The following is a 23,659-nucleotide window of genomic DNA, read 5'->3' on the forward strand; positions in this document are numbered from 1 at the left end:
TATGATAGTAATAGATGATATTATTATGGATAAGAAGGAAAAAGGTAACTATGTTGCGTTGGGAAGCTTTGATGGACTTCATTGTGGACACCTATCTCTCGTAAAAAAGACTGTAGAAGTAGCTAAAGAAAAAAATGGGAAAAGCATGGTGTTTACATATAAGAATCACCCTAAAACATTAGTAAATCCAGAAAATGCACCTGAATTAATTATGGATTTAGAAACAAAACTTAAGTATTTAGAAGAAGAAAATGTAGATATAGTAGTCCTTAGAAGCTTTACTAAAGAGTTTATGTCAATGTCGGCAGAGAATTTTATAAAATTGCTTTGTTTAGACTATAATGTAAAAGGAATTGTAGTTGGCTTTAACTTTAAGTTTGGATATAAAAATCTAGGTGAAGTAAAGTTGTTAGAGAGTCTTCAAGCAAAATATGGATACGAATTGTATATAATGGAACCATATACGTATAAAGATGATGTAATAAGTAGTACAAGAATAAGAAAAGCTATTTTAGAAGGAAATGTAGAAGAAGCTTCTAAGATGTTGTCTAAGCCATATTTAATTAAAGGTAAAGTTATTCATGGTAAAAAACTTGGAAGAACTATAGGATTTCCAACTGCAAATTTAGAGTTTAATGAGAAAATGATAATTCCCCAAAAAGGAGTTTATTATACCAATGTAGAATATAAAAATAAAATTTACAGAGGAATTACATCTGTGGGGAATAATCCTACAGTAAATGGGCAACAATTAACTATAGAAACTTTTATATTAAATTTTAATGAAGAAATCTATGGTGTGGAGATTAAAATTTATTTTATAGAAAGAATAAGAGGTGAAATAAAGTTTAACTCTTTAGAAGAACTTGTTGCACAAATAAAAAAAGATGAAAAATTTGCAAAAGATAAGGATATAGTAATATAATTTATATAAATTTATAATTTACAATATGTATATGATTTGTTATAATAGCAAAGAAGAACCTAATTCTAAGATATGAGGGTGCTAGCTCATTTCCTGGATATAGGGGATAATTTTACGGAGGTGCGAACAATGGACGCAATAAGAAAGCAAGAAATAATTAAAGAACACGGAAGACATGAAGGAGATACTGGTTCACCAGAAGTGCAAATCGCTTTATTAACAGAAAGAATTAATTCTTTAACTGGTCATTTAAAGATGCACAAGAAAGACCACCACTCAAGAAGAGGTCTTTTAATGATGGTTGGACAAAGAAGAGGTCTTTTAAATTACTTAGCTGCTCAAGATATCGAAAGATACAGAGCTATAATCAAAAAATTAGGCTTAAGAAGATAGTCTTTAGAGCGGTTTTTAAGCCGCTCTATTATTTTAACAAATTTAAATGATAAGAGATAAGCCCGAAGGGAGGTTACAAAATGAACAATGTAATGAAAACAACTATAGCTGGTAGAGAGCTTAAATTAGAATTTGGAAAAGTTGGGATGTTATCAAATATAGCATCATTTATTAGCTATGGAGACACAGTTATTTTAACTAATGTAAATGCTTCAGAAAAACCAAGAGAGGGTATAGATTTCTTTCCATTAAGCGTAGAATACGAAGAAAGATTATACTCAGTAGGAAAAATTCCAGGTGGATTTATTAAGAGGGAAGGTAGACCTTCAGAAAATGCTATATTATTTGGAAGAGCAGTTGATAGACCTTTAAGACCATTATTTCCAAAGGGATATAGAAATGATGTGCAAGTTGTTTGCACAGTAGTATCAGTTGAAAAGGATAACCTACCAGAAATTCTAGCAATTAATGCAGCGTCATTATCATTATGTTTATCAAGCATTCCTTTTACAACACCTGTTGCAGCTGTGCAAGTAGGTCTAATCGATGGAAACTTCATTTTAAACCCAACATCTAAAGAAAGAGAAGAAAGTGAACTTCAATTAACTGTTTGCGCAACTAGTGAAAGAGTTATGATGATTGAAGCTGGCGGTCAAGAAATTCCAGAAGATGTTATGATTAGTGCAATTAAATTTGGATTTGATAGTTGTCAAGATATAATCAAATTCCAAGAAGAAGCTATGAGTAGATTTGGAAAAGAAAAAATGGTTCCAGAACTATATAAGCCAAGTGAAGAATTAGAAAATGCTATTAAAGAATATGCTAGTGAAATGATTAAAGAAGCTATGTGGATAAAGGATAAAGATGAAAGAAATGCTGCAATGGACGAAGTAAATGAAAAGGTTTATGCAGAATTTGAAGAAAAGTATCCAGAAAACCTAGCTGATGTAAAAGAAATAATCTATAACTTACAAAAAGAAGTTGTAAGAGATATGCTTTTAAATCATCACAGAAGACCAGATGAAAGAGCCTTTGATCAGGTTAGACCAATTTCTTGTGAGGTTGGAATTCTTCCAAGAACTCATGGTACAGGATTATTTACAAGAGGATTAACTCAAGTAATGACAGTTGCTACATTGGGAGCTGTAGGTGATATTCAAATAATTGACGGGATAGGTGAAGAAGAATCTAAGAGATACATGCATCATTATAACTTCCCAGCCTATTCAGTGGGTGAAGTAAGACCACTTAGAGGACCGGGAAGAAGAGAAATAGGACATGGAGCTTTAGCAGAAAGAGCTTTAGAGCCATTAATACCTTCAGAAGAAGAATTTCCATACACTATTAGATTAGTATCAGAAGTATTAAGCTCTAATGGTTCTACATCACAAGCTTCAGTTTGTGGTAGTACGTTAGCTCTTTTAGATGCAGGTGTACCTCTTAAGAGACCAGCTGCTGGTATAGCAATGGGACTTATAACTTCAGAAGACCTTTCAAAAGAAGAAGTTTTAACAGATATTCAAGGAATAGAAGACTTCTTTGCTGATATGGACTTTAAGGTTGCAGGAACTACAGAGGGTATTACTTCAATACAAGTTGATACTAAAATAAAAGGTTTAAGCTTTAAAGTTATAGAAGATGCTATAATGGGAGCTAGAAAAGCTAGACTTCATATATTAGATAAAATAAGTGAATGTATTCCACAATCAAGAAAAGAAGTTTCAACATATGCTCCTAAAACTTTAATAATAAGTATTGATCCAGAAAAGATAAGAGATGTTATAGGTGCAGGTGGAAAAGTTATAAACAAGATTATCGATGAAACTGGAGTTAAAATTGATATTAAAGAAGATGGTACAGTATTTGTATCTTCAGCAGATCATGATGGCGTAAATAAAGCAATAGCTATTATAGAAGGCTTAACTAAAGAAGTTAAAGCTGGAGAAGTTTACTTAGGAAAAGTAACAAAAATAGCTGCATTTGGAGCCTTCGTTGAAATTCTTCCAAATAAAGAAGGATTATGCCATATATCAAAATTAGATAAGGCAAGAGTAAATAAGGTTGAAGATGTTGTATCTGTGGGAGATGAAATATTAGTTAAGGTAACTGAAATAGATAATCAAGGAAGAATTAATCTTTCAAGAAAAGATGCATTAACTGATGATTCAGAAGGTGAAACAGAAAAAAGCGAATAGAAAAAAAGTTAGTAAAGGGCAATTTATTGCCTTTTTTTCTTTATATGATAAAATTTTAATTAAATATAAATAATTAGTATTACATAACTCTAAAATAATATAGAATAATAGTAATATAGAATAAATTTAAAATAGATAAAGAGGAGGAACTATGTACAATATATATACATTAAAAAATGGATTAAGAGTTGTAACAGAATATATAGATCATGTAAATTCAATAAGTGTTGGGGTGATGGTTCAAAATGGTTCAAGAAACGAGGACTTAGAGCTAAATGGTATATCTCATTTTATAGAGCATATGTTTTTTAAGGGAACAGAAAATAGAACTTCAAAGGAGATAGTTCAACAAATAGAAAATGTAGGTGGACAAATTAATGCATATACAAGTAAAGAGGCAACTTGCTATTATATAAAAGCTTTAAGTACACATTTAGATTTATCTATAGAAATACTAGCTGATATGATATTAAATTCTAAATTCGATGACGAAGAAATAGAAAAAGAAAAAGGAGTAGTTATTGAGGAAATAAATATGAGTGAAGATACTCCAGAAGATGTTTTAGATAATAATCAATCAAAAGCAGTATTTGGCGATAATTCATTATCATATCCTATACTTGGGAGTATAGATAATATAAAATCATTTAATAGTGATAAGATAAAGAAATTTGTTAAATCTCATTATGCACCGCATAATTCAGTAATATCTGTTTGTGGAAAATTTGATGAAAAAGAGTTAATGAAGATGATAGAAGAAAACTTTGGTTCTTGGGAAAGTGAAGGACACTATGTACCTGAATACAAGACACCTATTTTACTTAATGAAAGTAACTATACAAATAAACAAATAGAACAAGTTCATATAAATTTGACTTTAAATGGATTACCATATGCTCACGAAAAATCTTATGCATTAGTCCTTTTAAATAATGTTTTTGGAGGAGGAGCATCATCTGTATTATTCCAAAATGTTAGAGAAGAATTAGGTCTTTGCTATACTATTTATTCATATGGTCAACCATATTTAGGCGTAGGAATAAATAATATATATACAGGTGTAAGTAAGCAATCAGCAGATAAAGCTTTAGATGTAATTAATAAGCAGCTTAAAAAGTTTGCGGATAAAGGAATTTCAAAAGATTTATTAGAAATTAATAAAGAAAAAATAAAAGCAAGTTATATATTAGGATTAGAAAGTACTTCATCTAGAATGTTTGCTAATGCAAAAAGCATGTTGCTTCAGAATAAGATTAAAACTCAAGAAGAAGTAATAAAAAGAATTAACAATATAAATAGTGAAGACATAAAATATGTATTAGATACTTGCTTTAAACCAGGCATAATAAGCTCATCATATGTAGGTCAAGATATAGAATGGGAAAAGTTAAATCATATTATAGAGCCTAATATAAAAGCTTATGATAACTCTAATAATGAAGGGTTAAAAAGTACATAATATTACCATAATATTATGTACTAAATTATCTCTAATTAGCATAAGATTTACATAAGATAGTATGGAGGTGAATCTTATGTTAAGAGGCGATAAAAGAAAAGGGGAATATTATGAAGAAGATCCTAAAAGAGAGTATAAGTATAGGCTTCTTAGTGATTTAGAAAGATTTGAAATATTTAATACAGAAGAAGCAGAAAAATATGATACTCAACAAGCTCTAGATTTTATAATTGATGAAGATGGAAATTTACAATTTGTAGTTGCTGCTGTTGCTGGAAGTAAATTGGGTTTATTTGGAGGAAGAGAATATGTAGAAATTCCTTGGAATTATGTAACTAAAGTTGGAGCAAATGTTATTGTAGTTTCAGCTGATAAGGAAAAGATAAGGAGGGCAAGAGCATAACTTAGGGAGGTTATTACTTGAAAATAATTATACAAAAATTTGGAGGTACATCTGTATCTACTGAAGAAAGAAGAAATCAAGTAGTATCTAAGGTTAAAAATGCAATAAATAAAGGCTTTTCTCCTGTAGTAGTAGTATCTGCTATGGGAAGAAGAGGTGAACCTTATGCTACAGATACTTTATTATCATTATTAGATAATAATTTTAAGAGAAATAACCTACAAGCAACAGATATGCTTATGTGCTGTGGAGAAATAATAAGTTCGGTATTAATGAGTAATGTCTTAATAAATGAAGGCATTCAAGCAGTTCCACTTACTGGAGGTCAAGCAGGTATTATAACAAATGATAGCTTTTCCGAAGCTGAACTAATTTACACAAACCTAGAAAATATACAAAACATTTTAGAAAGTGGTAAAGTTCCAGTTGTTACAGGTTTTCAAGGTGTAACTGAAAAAGGATATTTAACTACCTTGGGAAGAGGGGGAAGTGATACATCTGCTTGTATATTAGGAATGTCATTAAATGCAGAAGCAATTGAAATTTATACAGATGTAGATGGTATAATGACTGCTGATCCAAGAATAGTAAGAGATGCAGCATTAATAGACACAATAAGTTACAATGAAATATTTCAACTTGCAGATCAGGGGGCAAAAGTTATACACCCAAGAGCTGTTGAGTGTGCAAGAAGAGCCAATATTCCAATAGTTATAAAAAATACAATGAATGATTGCAAGGGAACTTTAGTAAACAGTTACGGGACAAGTGATCATAAAAAAGTTATCTCAGGAATAACACATTTAAATAATAGAATACAAGTAACAGTAAGATTAAAAGAAAATAAAGATAACACTAATTATAGATATTTATTAGAAACTTTAGCAAAAAGTAGTATAAGCTTAGATCTTATAAATATATTTCCAACTGAACAAATTTTTACCATAGATTCATGTAAAAAGGAAAAATTAGAAAAAGTCTTTAAAGAAGTAAATATAAATTACAATATAAAAGAAAACTGTAGCACTATAGCTATAGTAGGTATTGGAATGAATGGAGTCCCTGGAATAATGGCAAAAATAATAAAAACCCTAGCAGAGGGTTCAATAGAAATTCTTCAAACAGCTGACTCTAATATGACTATATGGTGTTTAATTCAATCAGAGAATATTATCAAAGCACTAAATTTACTTCATAAAGCATTTAACTTAGGTGAATAAAATAAATCCTCCTGTGCAAAATAATACTGTATAGGAGGATTTTATTATGAATAATTTTTTTTACTCATCGACTGATGGAAATAAAGATATAGAAAATGAAGAAGATTTAAGAGAATCTAAAGAAAAAAGAGAAGAAATAAAAGAGTTCGGAACTGCAAACGAAGTAGCGCAAGATGAAAGCATTCAAATATTACCAATAATAGGACAAATAGAAGGACATCAAGTTTCACCAGCTCAATCTAAGTCAACAAAATATGAACATGTAATTCCTCAACTCATCTCTATGGAGCGAAATGATAATGTAAAAGGTGTATTAATAGTATTAAATACAGTTGGAGGAGATGTTGAAGCGGGATTGGCTATTTCAGAAATGATAAATTCTCTTTCAAAGCCAACAGTATCAATAGTAATTGGTGGTGGACATTCAATAGGAGTACCTTTAGCAACTTCATCTAGTTATTCATTTATAACACCTTCAGCAACAATGATTGTACATCCAATAAGAATGAATGGCTTTGTTATAGGTGTAGCTCAAACATTTAATTATTTCCAAAAAATGCAGGAAAGAATAGATAGCTTTATAGTAAGAACATCAAAAATAGATAAGAATGAATTAAAAGAAATGATGTTAAAATCGGATGAATTATTAAATGACATGGGAACTATTTTAATAGGAAAACAAGCTGTAGATTGTGGGCTTATAGATGAAGTAGGGGGAATAAAGGATGCCTTAAGTAAATTAAAAAAATTAATAGAAGAAAAAGAAAAGGAATTGACAGAAGAAAAGGAAGAATAGATATAGAAATTTATGAAAATGACAGTTTTTATTTATAATATAATATATTAATTTAAGCAGTTTAAATAATAGGTAGTTATTTAAATTGCTTTTTTTTCTATAAAGTTTATAATATTATTATGTAAATGAGTAACTTACAGTAAATGGGAAAACAGCGAGGTGATTATGTGTCTAGAGTTAAGGCAAAAAATACTAGTAAAAAGAAGGACACTAATAAAAAAAGTGATATAAAAGAAAATGGAGATATTAAAGGTATAATTTATATAGCTGTAGGAATTTTATTAGCTATAGCAATTTATACTACTTGGGCAGGTGCCTTATCTATTTTATCAAGGGAGGTAATATATAAGTTAGTAGGGGTTAGTGCTTTTGTACTTCCGTTATATTTAATTTATTTTGGATATCATAGTATAGCTTCAAAAGGAAGTATCAAAGTAACAAGAAGATTTTTTGGAATAACTCTTATTATATTAGCTATAACATTAGGATGTTCTACTGGTAGTATTCATATATTAGAAAAGAAAGATGGTTTTTATAATACATGGATTGAAATTGTAAGTATAAAAGGTATTCATGGTGGGTTATTAGGACATCTGCTATCTTACCCTTTAAGTAGACTTATTGGTTATATTGGTTCATATATATTATATTCGGCTTTATGGGTTATAGGAACAGTACTTCTTTTTGATATAACATTATACGATATAGTTATGTTTTTTAAAGAAAAAAGTAAAAAGCTTAAAACAAAGGAAAAAGCTTTGAATAAGGAAGTTAATATAGTAAAGGAAAAAGAAAATACTCCTTTAATAGATGTTGTACCAAAGAGGGAAGAAAAGGAAAGAGAAGAATTTATAACTGGAATAAATAATAAAATAAAGATTCTAGATTTTATGAAAAATTCATCATTAGATGAGAATGCTATTGAAAATTCAGGTGAAGAATTTAAAGAAAGCAAAAAGATTAATCCTTTTAATGTAGAAGTTTTTGATGAAGAAAGAATTACAGAAAATCATTTCAATAAAGAAGTAAAGGTTGATGAAAGAGCTAAGAAAAAAGAAAAGTTAGATAATACAGTTAAAGATGTAGTTAGTAAAGAAATAGAAGAAAGTTTAATAGATGAGAAAAAAGAAGAAAAAATTTACAAGCATCCATCAGTAGAACTTTTAAATATAAATAGCAAAATGAAGCTCAAAAGTGAAGATAAAAAGGAACTTATAGAAAATGCTGGGAAGCTTGAAGGGATACTTAATGATTTTGGAGTAGATGCAAAGGTAGTTCAAGTAACGAAGGGACCATCTGTAACTAGATTTGAGATTCAACCAAGTCCTGGAGTAAAGGTTTCAAAAATAGTAAACTTACAAGATGATATAGCATTAGGACTTGCTGCGAGTGGCGTAAGAATGGAAGCCCCTATACCTGGAAAAGCGGCAATAGGAATAGAAGTTCCTAATAATAAACAAACATCAGTATTTTTAAGAGAAGTTTTAGACTCTAAAGAGTTTGAAACTTCAAATAAAAAGTTAGCTTTTGCATTAGGAAAAGATATTACAGGAAAATGTGTAGTTGGAGATTTAGCTACAATGCCTCATATGTTAATTGCAGGTGCAACAGGCTCAGGTAAATCTGTATGTATAAATACACTTATAGTTAGTCTATTATATAAATATAGTCCGAATGAAGTAAAACTACTTATGGTAGATCCTAAGGTGGTAGAGCTTAGCGTTTATAATGGAATACCACATCTTTTAATTCCAGTAGTAACAGATCCTAAAAAAGCAGCAGCAGCTTTAAATTGGGCAGTTAATGAGATGAATAAAAGATATAAGTTATTTGCAGATTCATCTGTAAGAAATATAGAAAGCTATAATGCTCTTTATGAAAAAGGGATGATTGAAGAAAAGTTACCATATATAGTTATGATTGTAGATGAACTTGCAGATTTAATGATGGCGTGTCCAAATGATGTAGAAGACTATATATGTAGATTAGCTCAAATGGCTAGAGCTGCAGGAATGCACTTAATAATTGCAACACAAAGGCCTTCTGTAGATGTAATTACAGGTGTAATTAAGGCTAATATACCATCAAGAATTTCCTTTGCAGTTTCATCAGGAATTGATTCTCGAACAATACTAGATTCTACTGGAGCTGAAAAGCTTCTTGGAAGAGGGGATATGTTATATTGTCCAATAGGTGAAAATAAACCTCTTAGAGTTCAAGGAGCATTTATATCAGAAGAAGAAGTAGAAAAGGTTGTAAACTTTATAAAGGATGAAGAATCTAATTCTGACTATGAAAAATCTATAATTGAGCATATAGAAAATGGAATAAAAGAAGGTGGCAGAGGTGAAGATTCAGAAGATGGTGATGAACTTTTAGAGGAAGCAATAAAGGTTGTTATAGAATATAATCAAGCATCTACATCATTCCTTCAAAGAAAGCTTAGAATAGGCTTTAATAGAGCTTCGAGAATAATGGATGAACTTGAGGAACGTGGTGTTATTTCTGAAAAAGATGGAAGTAGACCAAGGCAGGTTCTAGTTTCAAAAGAAGAATTAAATATTGAAGATTAAAAAAACTTGTAAATATTATTTTTGTACATTAAAATAAGTTTAGGCTAAATGAGAAATAATGTAGAAAACGTAGGAGGAAGTATCTTTGGAAAAGTATAAAGTTGGTATGATAAGTTTAGGGTGCGATAAAAACAGAGTAGATTCTGAACTTATACTAGGAACAATAAATAAATTTTATGAAATAACTAATGATCCTAAGGAAGCTGAAATAATAATAGTAAATACATGTGGGTTTATAGAAAGTGCAAAACAAGAATCTATAGATACTATACTAGAAATGGCTGAGTATAAAAATAAATATAAATGCAAAATGCTTATAGCAACAGGATGTTTAACACAAAGATATGGTGAAGAGCTTTTAAATCTTATGCCAGAAATTGATATACTTATGGGTGTTAATGACTATATGAAGCTACATAAGCTTATATTAGACTTTATAAAGGGCGAAAGAAGGATACTTGCAGCAAATTATAGTGATGAAAATATAAATGAAGGAATAAGACTTTTAACTACCGATAAACATACAGCTTATATAAGAGTAGCAGAAGGCTGTGACAACTGTTGTACTTATTGTATAATACCAAAGATAAGAGGGAAGTTTAGAAGTAGAAATATAGAAAATATATTAAAAGAGGTAAATCTTCTTGCTGAAAATGGAGTTAAGGAAATTATTTTAATAGCACAAGACTTAACTTATTATGGAGTGGATATCTACAAAGAAAATAAACTTCATGAATTAATTAGAGAAATTTCAAAAGTTAAGGGCATAGAATGGATAAGATTACTTTATTGCTACCCAGAAGAAATAACAGAAGAATTAATTGAAGAAATGGCAACAAATCCAAAGGTTGTAAAATATCTAGATTTACCTATACAACATATAAGTAATAATATATTAAAGCGTATGGCAAGAAGAACAAATAAAGAAACAATAACAAAAATAATAGATAAATTAAGAAAAAGAATTCCTGGGATAACTCTTAGAACATCTATTATAGTTGGATTCCCTGGTGAAACAGAGGAAGACTTTAAAGAACTTTGTGATTTTTTAAATGAATATAAGCTCGATAATGTTGGGGTTTTTAAATATTCAAAAGAAGATGGAACTCCAGCTGCAGCTATGGAAAATCAGATAGATGAAGAAGTAAAAGAAGAAAGACAAAGAGAACTTATGTTAGTCCAAAAAATAGTAGTTCAAGAGTTAAACGAATTGAAAATATCTAAAGTTTATGATACTATTATAGATGGAAGAAAAGGAAAATATTTTATTGGAAGAAGTTCAGAAATGGCGCCAGAAATTGATGGAATTATATTAATTAATACCACTAAAAACCTTGAAAGAGGAGAATTTGTTAAGGTAGAAATTAAAGAGGCTTTAGAGTATGATTTAGTAGGAGAGGTATGTAATGAATTTAGCAAATAAGCTAACAATGTTAAGAATATTTTTAGTACCGTTATTTTTAATATTTATTGCGGTAAATGACATTCCATATGGAACTTTCATAGCTACTTTTATATTTATAATTGCATCTTTAACTGATCAATTAGACGGATATATTGCAAGAAGTAGAAATCAAGTAACTAATTTTGGAAAATTTATGGATCCACTTGCAGACAAACTTTTAGTTACAGCTGCTTTAATTTCATTAGTTGAACTTCAAGTTGTACCAGCTTGGGCAACTGTAGTGATAATTGCAAGAGAGTTTGCAGTTTCAGGCCTTAGAACAATTGCTGCATCAGAAGGAAAGGTAATTGCTGCAAGTATGTGGGGAAAGGTTAAAACCGTTACGCAAATAGCAGCTATAATAGTTTCATTAATTCAAGTAAATATAGGGTCTTCAAAATATTTAATGTCATTAGTATCAGCAAGCGATACATTTAAGCTAATTATTAAATATGGACCAAAATATCTATTGTTTTTAGCTGTAATAATGACAATAGTATCAGGGTATGATTACTTTAAAAAAAATAAAAAGATAATAGATACTAATAAATAGTTTATAATAGAAAAAATTGGGTATAATTTAAAATAAAAGTTCCATCTAAAATAGTTGGAACTTTTAATATGGAAAATATTATGTTAAAAAAATATATATTAGATGTTGACTATATTCAATAAATACTTTATAATTTACTTATAGAACAAATGTTCGTTTTAGAGAGGAAGGTGCTATATGGGAAATATAGATATGGATAAGTTAAAAGCTATAGAAAATGCAATGGGTCAAATTGAAAAGCAGTTTGGTAAAGGATCTATAATGAAACTAGGTGAGAATAGTTCATTAAATATAGAATCTATTTCAACAGGTTGTCTTGACTTGGATATAGCCTTAGGAATAGGGGGAGTTCCTAAGGGCAGAATAATAGAAATATATGGACCAGAAAGTTCAGGTAAAACAACAGTAGCTTTACATATTGCTGCTGAAGCTCAAAAAAATGGTGGAGCTGTTGCGTTTATAGATGCAGAACATGCTTTAGATCCAAGTTATGCGAGAAATTTAGGGGTTGATACTGAAAATCTTATAGTTTCACAACCAGATACAGGTGAACAAGGGCTTGAAATTGCTGAAGCTTTAGTTCGTTCAGGAGCAATTGATGTTATAGTAGTTGACTCAGTTGCAGCATTAGTTCCAAGAGCAGAAATTGAAGGTGAAATGGGTGATTCTCACGTTGGTCTTCAAGCTAGACTTATGTCCCAAGCTTTAAGAAAATTAACAGGAACTATCCAAAAAACAGGCTGTGTGGCTATATTTATAAACCAATTAAGAGAAAAGGTTGGAGTTATGTTTGGAAATCCTGAAACTACAACAGGTGGAAGAGCTTTAAAGTTCTATTCTTCAGTTAGACTTGATGTTAGAAGAATTGATTCAATAAAGCAAGGTGAAGGGATTGTAGGAAACAGAACAAGAGTTAAGGTAATGAAAAATAAAGTAGCTCCTCCATTTAAACAAGCTGAATTTGATATAATGTATAATGAAGGTATATCAAGAACTGGTAATATTGTAGATGTAGGTGTTAAAGAAGGAATAGTTCAAAAAAGTGGAGCATGGTTTTCTTATGGCGATATAAGACTTGGCCAAGGTAGAGAAAATGCAAAACAATACTTAAAAGATAATCCTGAAACAGCATTAGAAATAGAAAATAAGATAAGAGAAAAATATGATTTACCGGTTATGAAAGAGGTTTCTACAAATAAAAATGGCAAAGAAGAATAAATTTAATAATAATTCGAATATAGTTAGATAAATATGTTAATAATAATAGTCGATAATAGTAATATTCCAATTACTATTATCGACTTTATTATTTATATTTGGCAGAAAATAATCTTAGACAAAGATTTCATAATTATGTAAACAATTAAAATTTGTTTCCTTATTTATGTAACTAAACTTGACATAATTTTAATTTTAAGATAAAATAATAACAAATACTGGTTTTATCATATTTCAAATATCAGTTAGATTAAGTATGATGCCTACTACATTTTCTGTTAAACTATAGGTTTATATGAATGGAGGAGGTGTTGTTATGGATAAAATTCTTATTTGGGTAATAGTTGATATTATAGTATTAGCCGTATTATGCTTAGTACTTTATAAAGCTATACAAAGCGCTTCTAAAACAAAGATAGAAGGCTTAGAAAAAGAAGCAGAAAACCTTTTAGAAAATGCTAAGAGGGAAGCTGAAGCTACTAAGAAAGAATCAATTTTAGAGGCTAAGGAAGAAGTTCATAGACTTAGAAATGATCTTGAAAGGGATTCAAGAGAAAGAAGAAACGAAATTCAAAGACTTGAAAGAAGGCTTATTCAAAGAGAAGAATCCCAAGACAAAAAGAGTGATCTTTTAGAAAAGAAAGAAGAAGCACTAAATAAAAGATTACAAGAAATCGATGAAATGGAAGCAAATGTACAGGAACTATATTCTAAAAGAAGAGAGGAGCTTGAAAGAATAGCAACTCTATCTACTGAAGAAGCAAGAGAAATTCTTTTAGAAGAAGTAAGAAGAGAAATAACTCATGAAACTGCTATTATGATCAAAGATATAGAGGCAAAGGCTAAGGAAGAAGCAGATAAAAAGGCAAGAGAAATTATAACAACTGCTATTCAAAGATGTGCCGCAGATCATGTATCAGAATCAACAGTACATGTTGTTGCCCTTCCAAATGATGAAATGAAGGGTAGAATTATAGGGAGAGAAGGTAGAAATATCAGAACTCTTGAAACATTAACAGGAGTGGATTTAATTATAGATGATACTCCAGAAGCAGTTATTTTATCAAGTTTTGATCCGGTAAGGAGAGAAATTGCTAAAATAGCTTTAGAAAAGTTAATTGTGGATGGTAGAATTCATCCAGCTAGAATCGAGGAAATGGTAGAAAGAGCTACTAAGGATGTTGAAAATGATATTAAAGAAGAAGGAGAACAAGCAACATTAGAAACTGGTGTTCATGGTGTTCATCCTGAAATAATTAAACTACTTGGTAGACTAAAGTATAGAACTAGTTATGGACAAAATGTGTTAAAACATTCTATTGAGGTTTCATATTTAGCTGGTGTTATGGCTGCAGAGCTAGGCTTAGATGTAAACTTAGCTAAAAGAGCAGGTTTACTACATGATATAGGTAAAGTAGCAACACAAGAAGAAGAAGGTCGCCATGCTGTAATAGGTGGAGATTTAGCTAAGAAGTATGGAGAATCACAAGCTGTATATAATGCTATAGCTGCGCATCATGGAGATGTTGAAATGTTAACACTAGAAGCTGTATTAGTTCAAGCAGCTGATGCTATATCAGCGGCAAGACCAGGTGCTAGAAGAGAAACTCTAGAAGCGTATATTAAGCGTTTAGAGAAACTTGAAGAAATTGCAAATTCTTACGAAGGTGTAGAAAAATCATATGCGATTCAGGCTGGTAGAGAGATTAGAATTATGGTTAAACCAGATCATTTAGATGACGCTGGATCTATAGAATTAGCTAGAAGCTTAGCTAAGAGTATAGAAGAACAATTAGAATATCCAGGTCAAATTAAAATTAATGTTATAAGAGAAACAAGAGCAGTAGATTATGCTAAATAATATAAGGTACATTTTGCTTTGCAAAATGTACCTTATTTTTTATTAAGAGAAAGAATTTTTTGAAATATAAAAAAAATTTCAAAATAAAGAAGGATTTTTCTAACGGTCATAGAATATATATAATGCAAGGGTAAATATTTTAAATTTTATTGTAAACGATTTTTATCTAGGAGGTAAAGACAAGTGGAAGTATTAAAGGTTTCAACAAAATCAAATCCAAATTCAGTGGCAGGTGCATTAGCTGCCATAATTAAAGAAAAAAATATAGTAGAGATTCAAGCAGTAGGAGCAGGTGCTATAAATCAAGCAGTAAAAGCAATTGCTATAGCAAGAGGCTTCGTTGCCCCTAGCGGAAAAGATATTGTTTGTGTTCCAGCATTCACTGATATAGAAATAGATGGTGAAGAAAGAACGGCAATAAAACTAATCGTTCAACCAAGATAGTAAGTTCCGTAGTTTAAATTGGGAAGAGAATTTATTTGGGCAAAATAAAGAAAAGGACTACATTAAGGTAGTTCTTTTTCATAATAAGTAAAATAGCCCATTATAAACCTTGAAATTTTTTTTATTTGCATATATAATGAAATAGTTAAATAGATAACTATTTCAAATTTAATGTAAAGAGGTGTGTTTAATGATATCTAAAGAGGTTGTAGTAAACAACGGAACTGGTTTACATGCTAGACCAGCAACTTTATTAGTAAAGAAGGCTTCATCTTTCAAATCAGATGTAAGCATTGAATTTAATGGAAAGAAAGCTAACGTTAAGAGTTTAATCGGAGTTCTTTCTTTAGGAGTTACTAAAGGAGCAAAAGTAACTGTTTTAGCAAGTGGAGATGACGAAGCTTTAGCAGTTGAAGAAATTGTTAACTTAATAGCTAGCTTAGAAGACTAAGATAAAAAAGTGCCAAGGGGCACTTTTTTATTTTCTATTTATAATATATAGTATGTAGTTAATTAAATAGTTTTAAGGAATTACATTTAAACATCAAAAAAACTAAATCAATAGCTCCTGCAAATATAGCTATATATATTATTCTTTGTAGTAAAACTGAACCACCAACTAATAAAGTAACAAGATTTATACCTAGTAATCCTATAAATCCCCAATTTATAGCACCAATTAATACTAATATAAAAGATATTTTATCCATTAAATTAATTTTACACATAATTTATCCCCCTTATGAATTAATACAGTATATATATATTAAAAAATAATCAAAATATAACTGAAAATAATTTAAAAAAGCTGAAAAAATAATTTTATTATGTTATAATACGAATTATAAATCAGAAAAATAAAAATTTATTCGGAGGTTATCTAAGGATGAGAGATTTATATAGTACACCGTTAAATTCAAGATATGCATCAAAAGAAATGAGTTATATATTTTCAGATGATATGAAATTTTCAACATGGAGAAAATTATGGGTTGCTTTAGCAGAAGGAGAAAGAGAATTAGGGTTAAACATAAGTGAAGAGCAAATAGAAGAGCTTAAAGCTAATATATATAATATAAACTATGAAGAGGCTATAAAAAAAGAAAAAGAAGTTAGACATGATGTTATGAGTCATGTATATGCTTATGGATTACAATGTCCTAATGCAAAGGGAATTATACACTTAGGAGCTACTAGCTGTTATGTAGGCGATAATACAGATATAATCATTATGAGAGATGCTCTATTACTAGTAAAGAAAAAGATAGTAACAGTATTAAATCATTTATCAAATTTTGCAATGAAATATAAAGATATGCCAACTCTTGGATTTACCCATTTTCAACCTGCACAATTAACTACAGTAGGAAAAAGAGCAACTCTTTGGATGCAAGATTTAGTTTTAGATATAGAGAACATAGATTTCTTATTATCTACTTTAAAGCTAAGGGGAGTCAAGGGAACTACTGGTACTCAAGCAAGTTTTATGACTTTGTTTAATGATGATGAAGAAAAAGTTAAAGAGTTAGACAATATAGTAGCTAAAAAGATGGGATTTGAAATGAGCTATGGCGTAACAGGTCAAACATATCCTAGAAAATTAGATTCTATAGTATTAAATAGATTATCAGAAGTTGCACAAAGTGCTTATAAGTTTAGTAATGATTTAAGATTACTACAAAGTATGAAAGAAGTTGAGGAACCATTTGAAAAGAATCAAATAGGATCATCTGCAATGGCGTATAAGAGAAATCCAATGAGAAGCGAAAGAATGAGTTCTTTAGCAAGATATGTTATAGTAAATTCATTAAATCCAGCAATAACAGCTGCAACACAATGGTTTGAAAGAACTTTAGATGATTCAGCTAATAAAAGAATTGCAGTAGCAGAAGCATTCTTAGCTTTAGATGGAGTATTAAACCTTTATATTAATATTGCTGAAAATATGGTAGTATATGAAAAAGTAATAAAGAGCCATGTTAATAATGAACTTCCTTTTATGGCTACAGAAAATATAATGATGGAAGCTGTAAAAAGAGGTGGAGACAGGCAAGAGCTTCATGAAAAAATAAGAGTTCATTCAATGGCAGCAGCTCAAAGAGTGAAGGGAGAGGGCTTAGATAACGATTTAATAGAAAGAATTATAAATGATGATAGCTTTAAGTTAAGTAAGGGTGAAATATTAAATATAATAGATCCTACTAAGTTTGTTGGAAGAGCACCAAGTCAAGTTGTAGAATTTATAGAAAACTACATAAATTCTATAATTGATGATAATAAAGAAGCATTAAAAGTTAAGAGCGAAATTTCTGTTTAATTTACAATTATTAAAAGTCATAATGTATTTTATAATACAGTATGACTTTTAGTAGTTTTAGAGATATTTAACAACTTTTACTTATAAATTGAATAAATTTATTTTGTTAGATAATAATTAATTAATGGAACTAATAATAGGAGGCGAATCTGTGGAGGTTAATAAAGATATTTATATGAATGAATGTATTAGCTGTAGCGGAACTGGCAGAATAAGCTGTGATTGTGGTACAGAAAAATCACCTAATCTAAGATGCGTAACATGTAGTGGAGAAGGTAGTTTTAAATGCCCAGTTTGTGATGGAGAAGGAGCATTTTAATTTAAACCTAAAGAAAATAAAAAAATATGTCTAACAATTAGTTGCAAGTTATATTATAGGTAGGGTACTCCTACCTTATTTTTTTATTTAAAATAACAAAATTTATTATAGTGTAATAGTATGTATTGTAATAATAATTAAAAAGAGGTTGCTATATTAATGTATATAAAAGATTTATTAAGAACTGAATTAGAAGTACCCAATCAAAAGAGTGTAATAATAACTAAAATCGGTAACGTAAAGGGAAAGAGAGAAGAAGATATTATTTATTTATTAGGTAATGTAGAGGGAAAGGGGAAGAATGCAGTTTATAGTAATATGCAAATTATAGTTTCTGACGGAGAAAATGGAAGTATGATTGATATAAACTTAAGAGAAATAAGAGGGTATAATCCTAAAATAACTTTAGAAAACTTTAAAATTGATAAGAATAAGGAAATACTATTTACAATAGAAGATAAAGAGAATAATGGCTATATAATAGGAGAAATGTATTCATTAGATAGTGATAAAGAAGTGAAAATATTTGATACAGGCTACTATAAGAGAGGAGAAATTTATCAAGTATTATATCAAGATAATTATAAAGTTAATTTAGTAGATATAAATACTAATATAAATTACTTAATAGATATAAGTAAAAAAGATAAAGCTTATTTAAATAACATTTATGACTCTAATGGAAAGTTGAAAAAGGAGATATTTGGAAAGGTTTTGCCTGTATCTGAAATAAGTCCTATAAATTTAAGTAGGAATGATAAAATAGATATTTTATCAATACAAAAGATAATAGGAATAAATGAAAATGATATCTTAGGAAATTTAAATTGCATTTTAAGCTTCAAAGATACAAAATTTGAAAAAATAAATTCTTTTGTTACTATATTAGGAGAGAAAAGGCCTAATTCATTACTTAGATGTGAGGAAAAAGTATTAAGTAATATAGGTGGAAAAGAGTATATAGATTTTTCAAAAGTTGAATTTATAGAATCAGAAGTTATAAAGGACAACTTAATAGAGAGAACAATAGAGAAAGAATTTTTATTAAATCCAGAAGAAGATAAAGTTACTTATTTATATAATAAAGTAAATTTAAAGGATAGTGATAGTTATCAGGTTTTAGTTTATTTAGAAGGACCTAGATTTTGTACTGAAAGAGGGGCAACTTTAGCTATATTAGATAAAATAAATAATGAGTATAAAGTAATATCGAAAATAAGTAATGCAACAAGCCCTATAATTATTTCGGAAGACAAAACTAATGAATATAGAAACTTAATACTAAAAGTACTAGATAATGAGAGAGAGGATTTTAGAGTATTAAAGTTTAATGGAAATGCATATCCATTAGATCCTATAAAAGAAGAAAGAATAAAAAAAGGTAAAAAGATAAAGGGAATTGCAGCTATATCAGATGATCTATTTTATACAAGAGGAATTGAGTATAAATAAAAAAATAAGTTTATATCATTAAATTAATGATATAAACTTATTTTTAGTATTATATTTATTATAGAGTTACTTAATGTCATAAAGTCTTTCAGCAGATAGATCTCCACAATGAGGACAAGTGGTATCTAAAGGACCATCTTCCGCACAAGCTTCACAATAAATATCATAACAATGAGTACATTTATAAACTATATCGCCTTTAGTTGTATTACCACAATTAGGACATTTGCTTTCATCATATCTCATTTTAAAATCTCCTTAGTTAGTATTTACTTATTAGATATTATTTACTTAGTTCAACAGTATTGCTTAAATCAACCTTAAATGCTTCTCCATCTTTCATCAAAATATGACCTGAGCTATAAGGTTCACCTTCTAATGTTATTATAACGTTTTTTACATTGAAATAATTACCAAATGTATTACATATAGCATTAAGGGTACTTGACTCAGCTCCACCACCTAGGTTTTGAGCTTTTACAAAGTTAGAAGAAAAATTCAATGTTATACAATCCTTATCTTCGTCAACATTAGCTGATATAAGTGAAATGTCTGTAGATATTGATGATGCAACCTCGTCATTAGGAGCCTTTTTTAACTCATTGACCAAAGCTGTTGCAACTGCTTTATTTTTTATTTCAATAGTTTTATTTATATAAACTATCTTATCATTAACAGCATCGTAATAATATATTTTAGCATTATCATTTATTATTTCTGGAGGAGTATTATTATTCTCTTTATTAATTGTATCATTTTCAGCTAAATTATTCTCATTGACATTAATTTTAGATGAATTATTTTCATTTACATTAATATTAGAGGTTGTATCGTTTTTAGCTGGAGTTTTAGGAGTACAAGAAATTATTGAAAAAGGTATAAATAATAATAGTAATGTAGCTATAATGTTCTTTTTCATTCAAAATTCCCCCTTTGAAATTATCTTTCTTATATTATAGCATAATTCGGCAATTGTTACAAATTTACAAAATTTTAATTATAACTAATAGCTAAAAATTCTATTATTTGAAAAAAGTATTAATATAGAATATAATATAAAACGTTGGCTTAAATTATTAATTAAGTAATAATCATTAAAGATGAGAATTAATTTACGGGATTCCAAATACCATAAAGGAAAGAGGAGAAAATAAGTAATGCAAAAAACATCTAGGGTAAATAATGAAAGATATTTAGAGATAATGAGTGCTATTGAAGAGGTTTGTAAAAAAAGCTTAAATAAAAAATATTTGTTTCTTGCAGAGAACTTATGTAAAGAAATATGCAAATTAGAGACAACTTCTATAAATAAAGGAAAAGCAAATTCATGGGCTTGTGGAATTGTACATGCTTTGGGATTAAAAAATGGACTATTTACAAATAAAACAGAAATTAATATTAAAGCTAGGGATTTATATAAAATATTTAATGTAAGTAGTAGTACAGGGCTTTCAAAATCGAAGGAAGTAAGATCATTAATAGATATAGAAGATGAAAAATGGTTATTAACTTCTTTAAAGAGTGAAGTTGGTGAAATAGAAGATAAAGAAGAAAGTAAAGAAATTGTAAAAAAGTTAGCATTAGATGAAGTCTGTGTTTCCAAAATGGAAGTTAATGTTAAAGAGGATGAAGACTTAAAAAAAGCTAATAAATTAGCTAATGAAGCATGGAACCAAAAGAATTATAATAAGAAAGTTAAGTTAGCTAGAGAAGCATTAGAAATAAGTAAAAATTGTGCAGAGGCGTATATAATACTTTCATATGATAACTCATTAAATATAAAAGAACAAAAAGCTTTAGTAATTAAGGGAATAGAAGCTGCTGAGAATGTTATAGGAAAAGAAAATCTAAAAGATTATATTGGAAAATTCTTAGATTTAGAAATTACTAGGCCTTATTATAGTGCAAAATATAGACTTGGAAATTTACTTTGGAGTATAAATGAAAAATTAGAGGCTATAAAAGAATTTAATGATTTAATAGAGTTATGTCCAGAGGATAGGCTATTAATAAGAGGCATATTGCTTTCTTGGCTCATCTCAGAGAGTTTAGATAAGGAAGCAGAGAAGTTATTAGAAAAGTATAAGGGTGATTATTTACCATCTACAAAGTTTTCAAAGGCACTTTATTTATTTAAAGTTGGTAAAAAAGATGAGGCAGAGAGGGCATTAAGAATCGCAAATGCTTCTAATCCATTTGTTATAGATTATATTATAAAACAAAAAAGAATTCCTAAAAATCCACCAGAACTAAAAAGTCTAGGTTCAGAAGAAGATGCAATATACTATATGAAAAATGCAGAAACAGCTTGGGATTCAGTTCATGGAGCAAAGGAATGGGTTAAGGCAGTTAAGAAAAATCTATAAAAATTTTAAGCTATTGTGTATTATAACGATAAAATTAGTTAGTGCATAATAGTTTTTTTTTATGCACTAAAATAGACTCAAATGGATAAAAAACAACAAAAAAATGAAATTGATATATGAAAATAAAGAATATATAATTTAGTAGATAAATTTATATGGATGGTGAAATATGGACATTACAATAATAATTAGTATAATATTTGCATTTGCTTGTATCATTTTAGGATTTATATTAGAAGGAGGAGCCTTAGGGGCTTTATATCAATTTACAGCTTTATTAATAGTTGTAGGAGGAACGATAGGGGCTATTGGAGTTGCTTTTCCAGGAAAAATATTAAAAAGATTTCCTAAAGTTATCGCAATTGCATTTAAGAAGAGAGAAAATAGTATTGTAAAAAATGTAGAATTTTTTAAGGAGATTGCAATTAAAACAAGAAAGAATGGATTACTTAGCTTGGAAGTAGATTTAAACAATCCTAACATAGACACTTTTATAAGAAAGGGCTTACAAATGATCGTAGATGGAATTGATCCAGAAATAATGAAAGGATCATTGGAAACTATGTTAGAGCAAATATCAGAAAGACATCATCAAGGAATTTCTATTTTTGAAGCAGCAGGAGGATATGCTCCGACTATGGGGATTATAGGAACAGTAATGGGACTAGTTCAAGTTTTGGGTAATTTAGATGATCCAAGCACTTTGGGGCCTAAAATTGCAGTAGCATTTATAGCAACGCTTTATGGTATAGGGACAGCAAATTTATTGTGGCTTCCAATAGCTAATAAACTAAAAATATTAAATAGTGAAGAAATAATAGAAAAAGAGATGTGTATAGAAGCACTATTACTTGTACAAGCTGGAGCTAGTCCAAGTTCTATAACAAGTAAATTAGAAGGTTTTTTAACAGAAGAAGAATTGAAAAAGCTTAAAGCTGGTGAGGAAAAATAATATGAAAAAAAGAGTAGAAAAACCAGAAAATCATGAAAGATGGCTACTTACATATTCAGATCTTATAACGTTACTTATGATATTTTTTGTGGTACTATATTCAGCTTCAACTGTAAATGAAACAAAATATAAACAATTAGCTACTTCAATGGGAGCAGTTTTTACTGGTGGATCAACGGTGTTAGGGAGTGAGGAGAATTCTGGAAGTTCAAGTGATAATGCTGGTGAGTTAAAACCGTTAGTTCAAACAGAAGAAGAAAAATTAAAGGGAATAGAAAATCAAATTAATGATATAGTAAAAAATTTACAGTTAGAAGGAAGCGTATCAACTAGTATTGAAGAAAGAGGTCTTATTATAAGCTTTACAGATAGTGTGTTTTTCGATAGTGGAAAAGCAGATATAAAAGACGAATTAAAACCTAAGCTTATTTCTGTATCAAAGATTTTAAATAAAATTGAGAACTATGTAAGAGTGGAAGGACATACAGATAATATACCTATAAATAATAGTGATTTCCATTCAAATTGGCAACTTTCATCTGTTAGGGCCTCTAATGTAGTTGAATTTTTAATAAATTATGGAGAAATTTCTCCAAATAGATTATCTGCCGTAGGTTATGGCGAATATAGAAGTATTGCTGATAATAATACAGAAGAAGGAAAAGCAAAAAATAGAAGGGTTGATATACTTATTTTAAATAATAAATTTGATGGAACAGAGGTAAATTAAAATTTAATTAAAAGCACTGTAAAATATTATGATTTTACA

Annotated in this window: 23 protein-coding genes; 20 read left to right on the top strand and 3 right to left on the bottom strand. The window is 29.0% G+C overall.

Annotated elements, in window-relative coordinates:
• Window position 1: 1 nt before the first annotated feature.
• From ACZJV1_RS07205 to ACZJV1_RS07270, 14 genes are all read left to right on the top strand, one after another.
• The gene (locus ACZJV1_RS07205) at window positions 2-925 is read left to right on the top strand and encodes a bifunctional riboflavin kinase/FAD synthetase (RefSeq protein ID WP_463651857.1); all 924 of its coding nucleotides are present in this window, start codon (window positions 2-4) and stop codon (window positions 923-925) included.
• A 129-nt stretch (window positions 926-1,054) separates the two neighbouring features.
• Window positions 1,055-1,318: a 30S ribosomal protein S15 gene (gene rpsO, locus ACZJV1_RS07210; protein ID WP_411170547.1), complete on the top strand. Its 264-nt coding sequence runs from the start codon at window positions 1,055-1,057 to the stop codon at window positions 1,316-1,318.
• 80 nt (window positions 1,319-1,398) lie between these two features.
• Window positions 1,399-3,513, top strand: coding sequence for a polyribonucleotide nucleotidyltransferase (locus ACZJV1_RS07215; protein WP_463651858.1), 2,115 nt, complete (start codon window positions 1,399-1,401; stop codon window positions 3,511-3,513).
• 151 nt (window positions 3,514-3,664) lie between these two features.
• Window positions 3,665-4,972 carry a M16 family metallopeptidase gene (locus ACZJV1_RS07220; RefSeq protein ID WP_460287770.1) on the top strand — a complete coding sequence of 436 codons (1,308 nt, stop codon included), beginning with the start codon at window positions 3,665-3,667 and terminating at the stop codon, window positions 4,970-4,972.
• 76 nt (window positions 4,973-5,048) lie between these two features.
• Window positions 5,049-5,375 (top strand): YlmC/YmxH family sporulation protein, encoded by a 327-nt coding sequence (locus ACZJV1_RS07225; protein WP_411170550.1) that lies wholly within the window; start codon window positions 5,049-5,051, stop codon window positions 5,373-5,375.
• 17 nt (window positions 5,376-5,392) lie between these two features.
• Complete coding sequence (gene dapG / locus ACZJV1_RS07230) at window positions 5,393-6,595, top strand: aspartate kinase (RefSeq protein ID WP_460287768.1); 1,203 nt, start codon at window positions 5,393-5,395, stop codon at window positions 6,593-6,595.
• 46 nt (window positions 6,596-6,641) lie between these two features.
• Window positions 6,642-7,391, top strand: coding sequence for a ClpP family protease (locus tag ACZJV1_RS07235; protein ID WP_411170552.1), 750 nt, complete (start codon window positions 6,642-6,644; stop codon window positions 7,389-7,391).
• Window positions 7,392-7,558: 167 nt separating this feature from the next.
• Window positions 7,559-9,964 (top strand): FtsK/SpoIIIE family DNA translocase, encoded by a 2,406-nt coding sequence (locus ACZJV1_RS07240; RefSeq protein WP_463651859.1) that lies wholly within the window; start codon window positions 7,559-7,561, stop codon window positions 9,962-9,964.
• Between the two features lie 85 nt (window positions 9,965-10,049).
• A complete protein-coding gene (gene rimO / locus ACZJV1_RS07245) occupies window positions 10,050-11,387 on the top strand; it encodes a 30S ribosomal protein S12 methylthiotransferase RimO (protein WP_463651860.1) in 1,338 nt (445 codons plus the stop codon).
• Window positions 11,371-11,961, top strand: coding sequence for a CDP-diacylglycerol--glycerol-3-phosphate 3-phosphatidyltransferase (gene pgsA / locus ACZJV1_RS07250; RefSeq protein ID WP_460287765.1), 591 nt, complete (start codon window positions 11,371-11,373; stop codon window positions 11,959-11,961). Before rimO ends, pgsA begins: the two co-directional genes overlap by 17 nt.
• A gap of 177 nt (window positions 11,962-12,138) precedes the next feature.
• Window positions 12,139-13,179, top strand: a complete 1,041-nt coding sequence (recA, locus tag ACZJV1_RS07255) for a recombinase RecA (RefSeq protein ID WP_463651861.1) — start codon at window positions 12,139-12,141, stop codon at window positions 13,177-13,179.
• A gap of 316 nt (window positions 13,180-13,495) precedes the next feature.
• Entirely contained in the window at window positions 13,496-15,040 is a 1,545-nt protein-coding gene (gene rny / locus ACZJV1_RS07260) for a ribonuclease Y (RefSeq protein ID WP_460287760.1), read from the top strand.
• Between the two features lie 183 nt (window positions 15,041-15,223).
• The gene (locus ACZJV1_RS07265; RefSeq protein WP_016206312.1) at window positions 15,224-15,484 is read left to right on the top strand and encodes a stage V sporulation protein S; all 261 of its coding nucleotides are present in this window, start codon (window positions 15,224-15,226) and stop codon (window positions 15,482-15,484) included.
• A gap of 190 nt (window positions 15,485-15,674) precedes the next feature.
• A complete protein-coding gene (locus tag ACZJV1_RS07270) occupies window positions 15,675-15,935 on the top strand; it encodes an HPr family phosphocarrier protein (RefSeq protein WP_411170557.1) in 261 nt (86 codons plus the stop codon).
• A 58-nt stretch (window positions 15,936-15,993) separates the two neighbouring features.
• Here ACZJV1_RS07270 and ACZJV1_RS07275 read toward each other — a convergent pair whose 3' ends face one another.
• The gene (locus tag ACZJV1_RS07275; RefSeq protein WP_463651862.1) at window positions 15,994-16,212 is read right to left on the bottom strand and encodes a DUF378 domain-containing protein; all 219 of its coding nucleotides are present in this window, start codon (window positions 16,210-16,212) and stop codon (window positions 15,994-15,996) included.
• Between the two features lie 158 nt (window positions 16,213-16,370).
• Between ACZJV1_RS07275 and purB the strand changes: the two genes are divergently transcribed.
• The 3 genes from purB (at window position 16,371) to ACZJV1_RS07290 (ending at window position 19,572) form a co-directional block, all read left to right on the top strand.
• Window positions 16,371-17,801, top strand: coding sequence for an adenylosuccinate lyase (gene purB, locus ACZJV1_RS07280; protein WP_463651863.1), 1,431 nt, complete (start codon window positions 16,371-16,373; stop codon window positions 17,799-17,801).
• Window positions 17,802-17,952: 151 nt separating this feature from the next.
• Complete coding sequence (locus ACZJV1_RS07285; protein ID WP_411170560.1) at window positions 17,953-18,120, top strand: DnaJ-like cysteine-rich domain-containing protein; 168 nt, start codon at window positions 17,953-17,955, stop codon at window positions 18,118-18,120.
• A gap of 159 nt (window positions 18,121-18,279) precedes the next feature.
• Window positions 18,280-19,572, top strand: a complete 1,293-nt coding sequence (locus tag ACZJV1_RS07290; protein WP_463651864.1) for a hypothetical protein — start codon at window positions 18,280-18,282, stop codon at window positions 19,570-19,572.
• A 66-nt stretch (window positions 19,573-19,638) separates the two neighbouring features.
• Here ACZJV1_RS07290 and ACZJV1_RS07295 read toward each other — a convergent pair whose 3' ends face one another.
• Together ACZJV1_RS07295 and ACZJV1_RS07300 are read right to left on the bottom strand one after the other, a co-directional pair.
• Window positions 19,639-19,818 (bottom strand): hypothetical protein, encoded by a 180-nt coding sequence (locus ACZJV1_RS07295; RefSeq protein WP_463651865.1) that lies wholly within the window; start codon window positions 19,816-19,818, stop codon window positions 19,639-19,641.
• Between the two features lie 37 nt (window positions 19,819-19,855).
• Entirely contained in the window at window positions 19,856-20,491 is a 636-nt protein-coding gene (locus ACZJV1_RS07300; RefSeq protein WP_463651866.1) for a GerMN domain-containing protein, read from the bottom strand.
• 238 nt (window positions 20,492-20,729) lie between these two features.
• Between ACZJV1_RS07300 and ACZJV1_RS07305 the strand changes: the two genes are divergently transcribed.
• The 3 genes from ACZJV1_RS07305 to ACZJV1_RS07315 all read left to right on the top strand — a co-directional run bounded on the left by ACZJV1_RS07305 (window position 20,730) and on the right by ACZJV1_RS07315 (window position 23,620).
• Entirely contained in the window at window positions 20,730-21,938 is a 1,209-nt protein-coding gene (locus ACZJV1_RS07305; protein WP_463651867.1) for a DUF6398 domain-containing protein, read from the top strand.
• Window positions 21,939-22,107: 169 nt separating this feature from the next.
• A complete protein-coding gene (locus tag ACZJV1_RS07310; RefSeq protein WP_463651868.1) occupies window positions 22,108-22,890 on the top strand; it encodes a flagellar motor protein in 783 nt (260 codons plus the stop codon).
• A gap of 1 nt (window position 22,891) precedes the next feature.
• Window positions 22,892-23,620 carry a flagellar motor protein MotB gene (locus tag ACZJV1_RS07315; RefSeq protein ID WP_463651869.1) on the top strand — a complete coding sequence of 243 codons (729 nt, stop codon included), beginning with the start codon at window positions 22,892-22,894 and terminating at the stop codon, window positions 23,618-23,620.
• Window positions 23,621-23,659: the final 39 nt, after the last annotated feature.

The organism is Clostridium sp. LS3, assembly GCF_055330225.1.

Excerpts from the sequence above, each read along its gene's own strand:
- ACZJV1_RS07205 (WP_463651857.1), top strand. The coding sequence starts at position 2 with ATGATAGTAATAGATGATATTATTATGGATAAGAAGGAAAAAGGTAAC.
- rpsO (WP_411170547.1), top strand. The coding sequence starts at position 1,055 with ATGGACGCAATAAGAAAGCAAGAAATAATTAAAGAACACGGAAGACAT.
- ACZJV1_RS07215 (WP_463651858.1), top strand. The coding sequence starts at position 1,399 with ATGAACAATGTAATGAAAACAACTATAGCTGGTAGAGAGCTTAAATTA.
- ACZJV1_RS07220 (WP_460287770.1), top strand. The coding sequence starts at position 3,665 with ATGTACAATATATATACATTAAAAAATGGATTAAGAGTTGTAACAGAA.
- ACZJV1_RS07225 (WP_411170550.1), top strand. The coding sequence starts at position 5,049 with ATGTTAAGAGGCGATAAAAGAAAAGGGGAATATTATGAAGAAGATCCT.
- ACZJV1_RS07235 (WP_411170552.1), top strand. The coding sequence starts at position 6,642 with ATGAATAATTTTTTTTACTCATCGACTGATGGAAATAAAGATATAGAA.
- pgsA (WP_460287765.1), top strand. The coding sequence starts at position 11,371 with ATGAATTTAGCAAATAAGCTAACAATGTTAAGAATATTTTTAGTACCG.
- recA (WP_463651861.1), top strand. The coding sequence starts at position 12,139 with ATGGGAAATATAGATATGGATAAGTTAAAAGCTATAGAAAATGCAATG.
- rny (WP_460287760.1), top strand. The coding sequence starts at position 13,496 with ATGGATAAAATTCTTATTTGGGTAATAGTTGATATTATAGTATTAGCC.
- ACZJV1_RS07270 (WP_411170557.1), top strand. The coding sequence starts at position 15,675 with ATGATATCTAAAGAGGTTGTAGTAAACAACGGAACTGGTTTACATGCT.
- ACZJV1_RS07275 (WP_463651862.1), bottom strand. The coding sequence starts at position 16,212 with ATGTGTAAAATTAATTTAATGGATAAAATATCTTTTATATTAGTATTA.
- purB (WP_463651863.1), top strand. The coding sequence starts at position 16,371 with ATGAGAGATTTATATAGTACACCGTTAAATTCAAGATATGCATCAAAA.
- ACZJV1_RS07290 (WP_463651864.1), top strand. The coding sequence starts at position 18,280 with ATGTATATAAAAGATTTATTAAGAACTGAATTAGAAGTACCCAATCAA.
- ACZJV1_RS07295 (WP_463651865.1), bottom strand. The coding sequence starts at position 19,818 with ATGAGATATGATGAAAGCAAATGTCCTAATTGTGGTAATACAACTAAA.
- ACZJV1_RS07300 (WP_463651866.1), bottom strand. The coding sequence starts at position 20,491 with ATGAAAAAGAACATTATAGCTACATTACTATTATTATTTATACCTTTT.
- ACZJV1_RS07305 (WP_463651867.1), top strand. The coding sequence starts at position 20,730 with ATGCAAAAAACATCTAGGGTAAATAATGAAAGATATTTAGAGATAATG.
- ACZJV1_RS07310 (WP_463651868.1), top strand. The coding sequence starts at position 22,108 with ATGGACATTACAATAATAATTAGTATAATATTTGCATTTGCTTGTATC.
- ACZJV1_RS07315 (WP_463651869.1), top strand. The coding sequence starts at position 22,892 with ATGAAAAAAAGAGTAGAAAAACCAGAAAATCATGAAAGATGGCTACTT.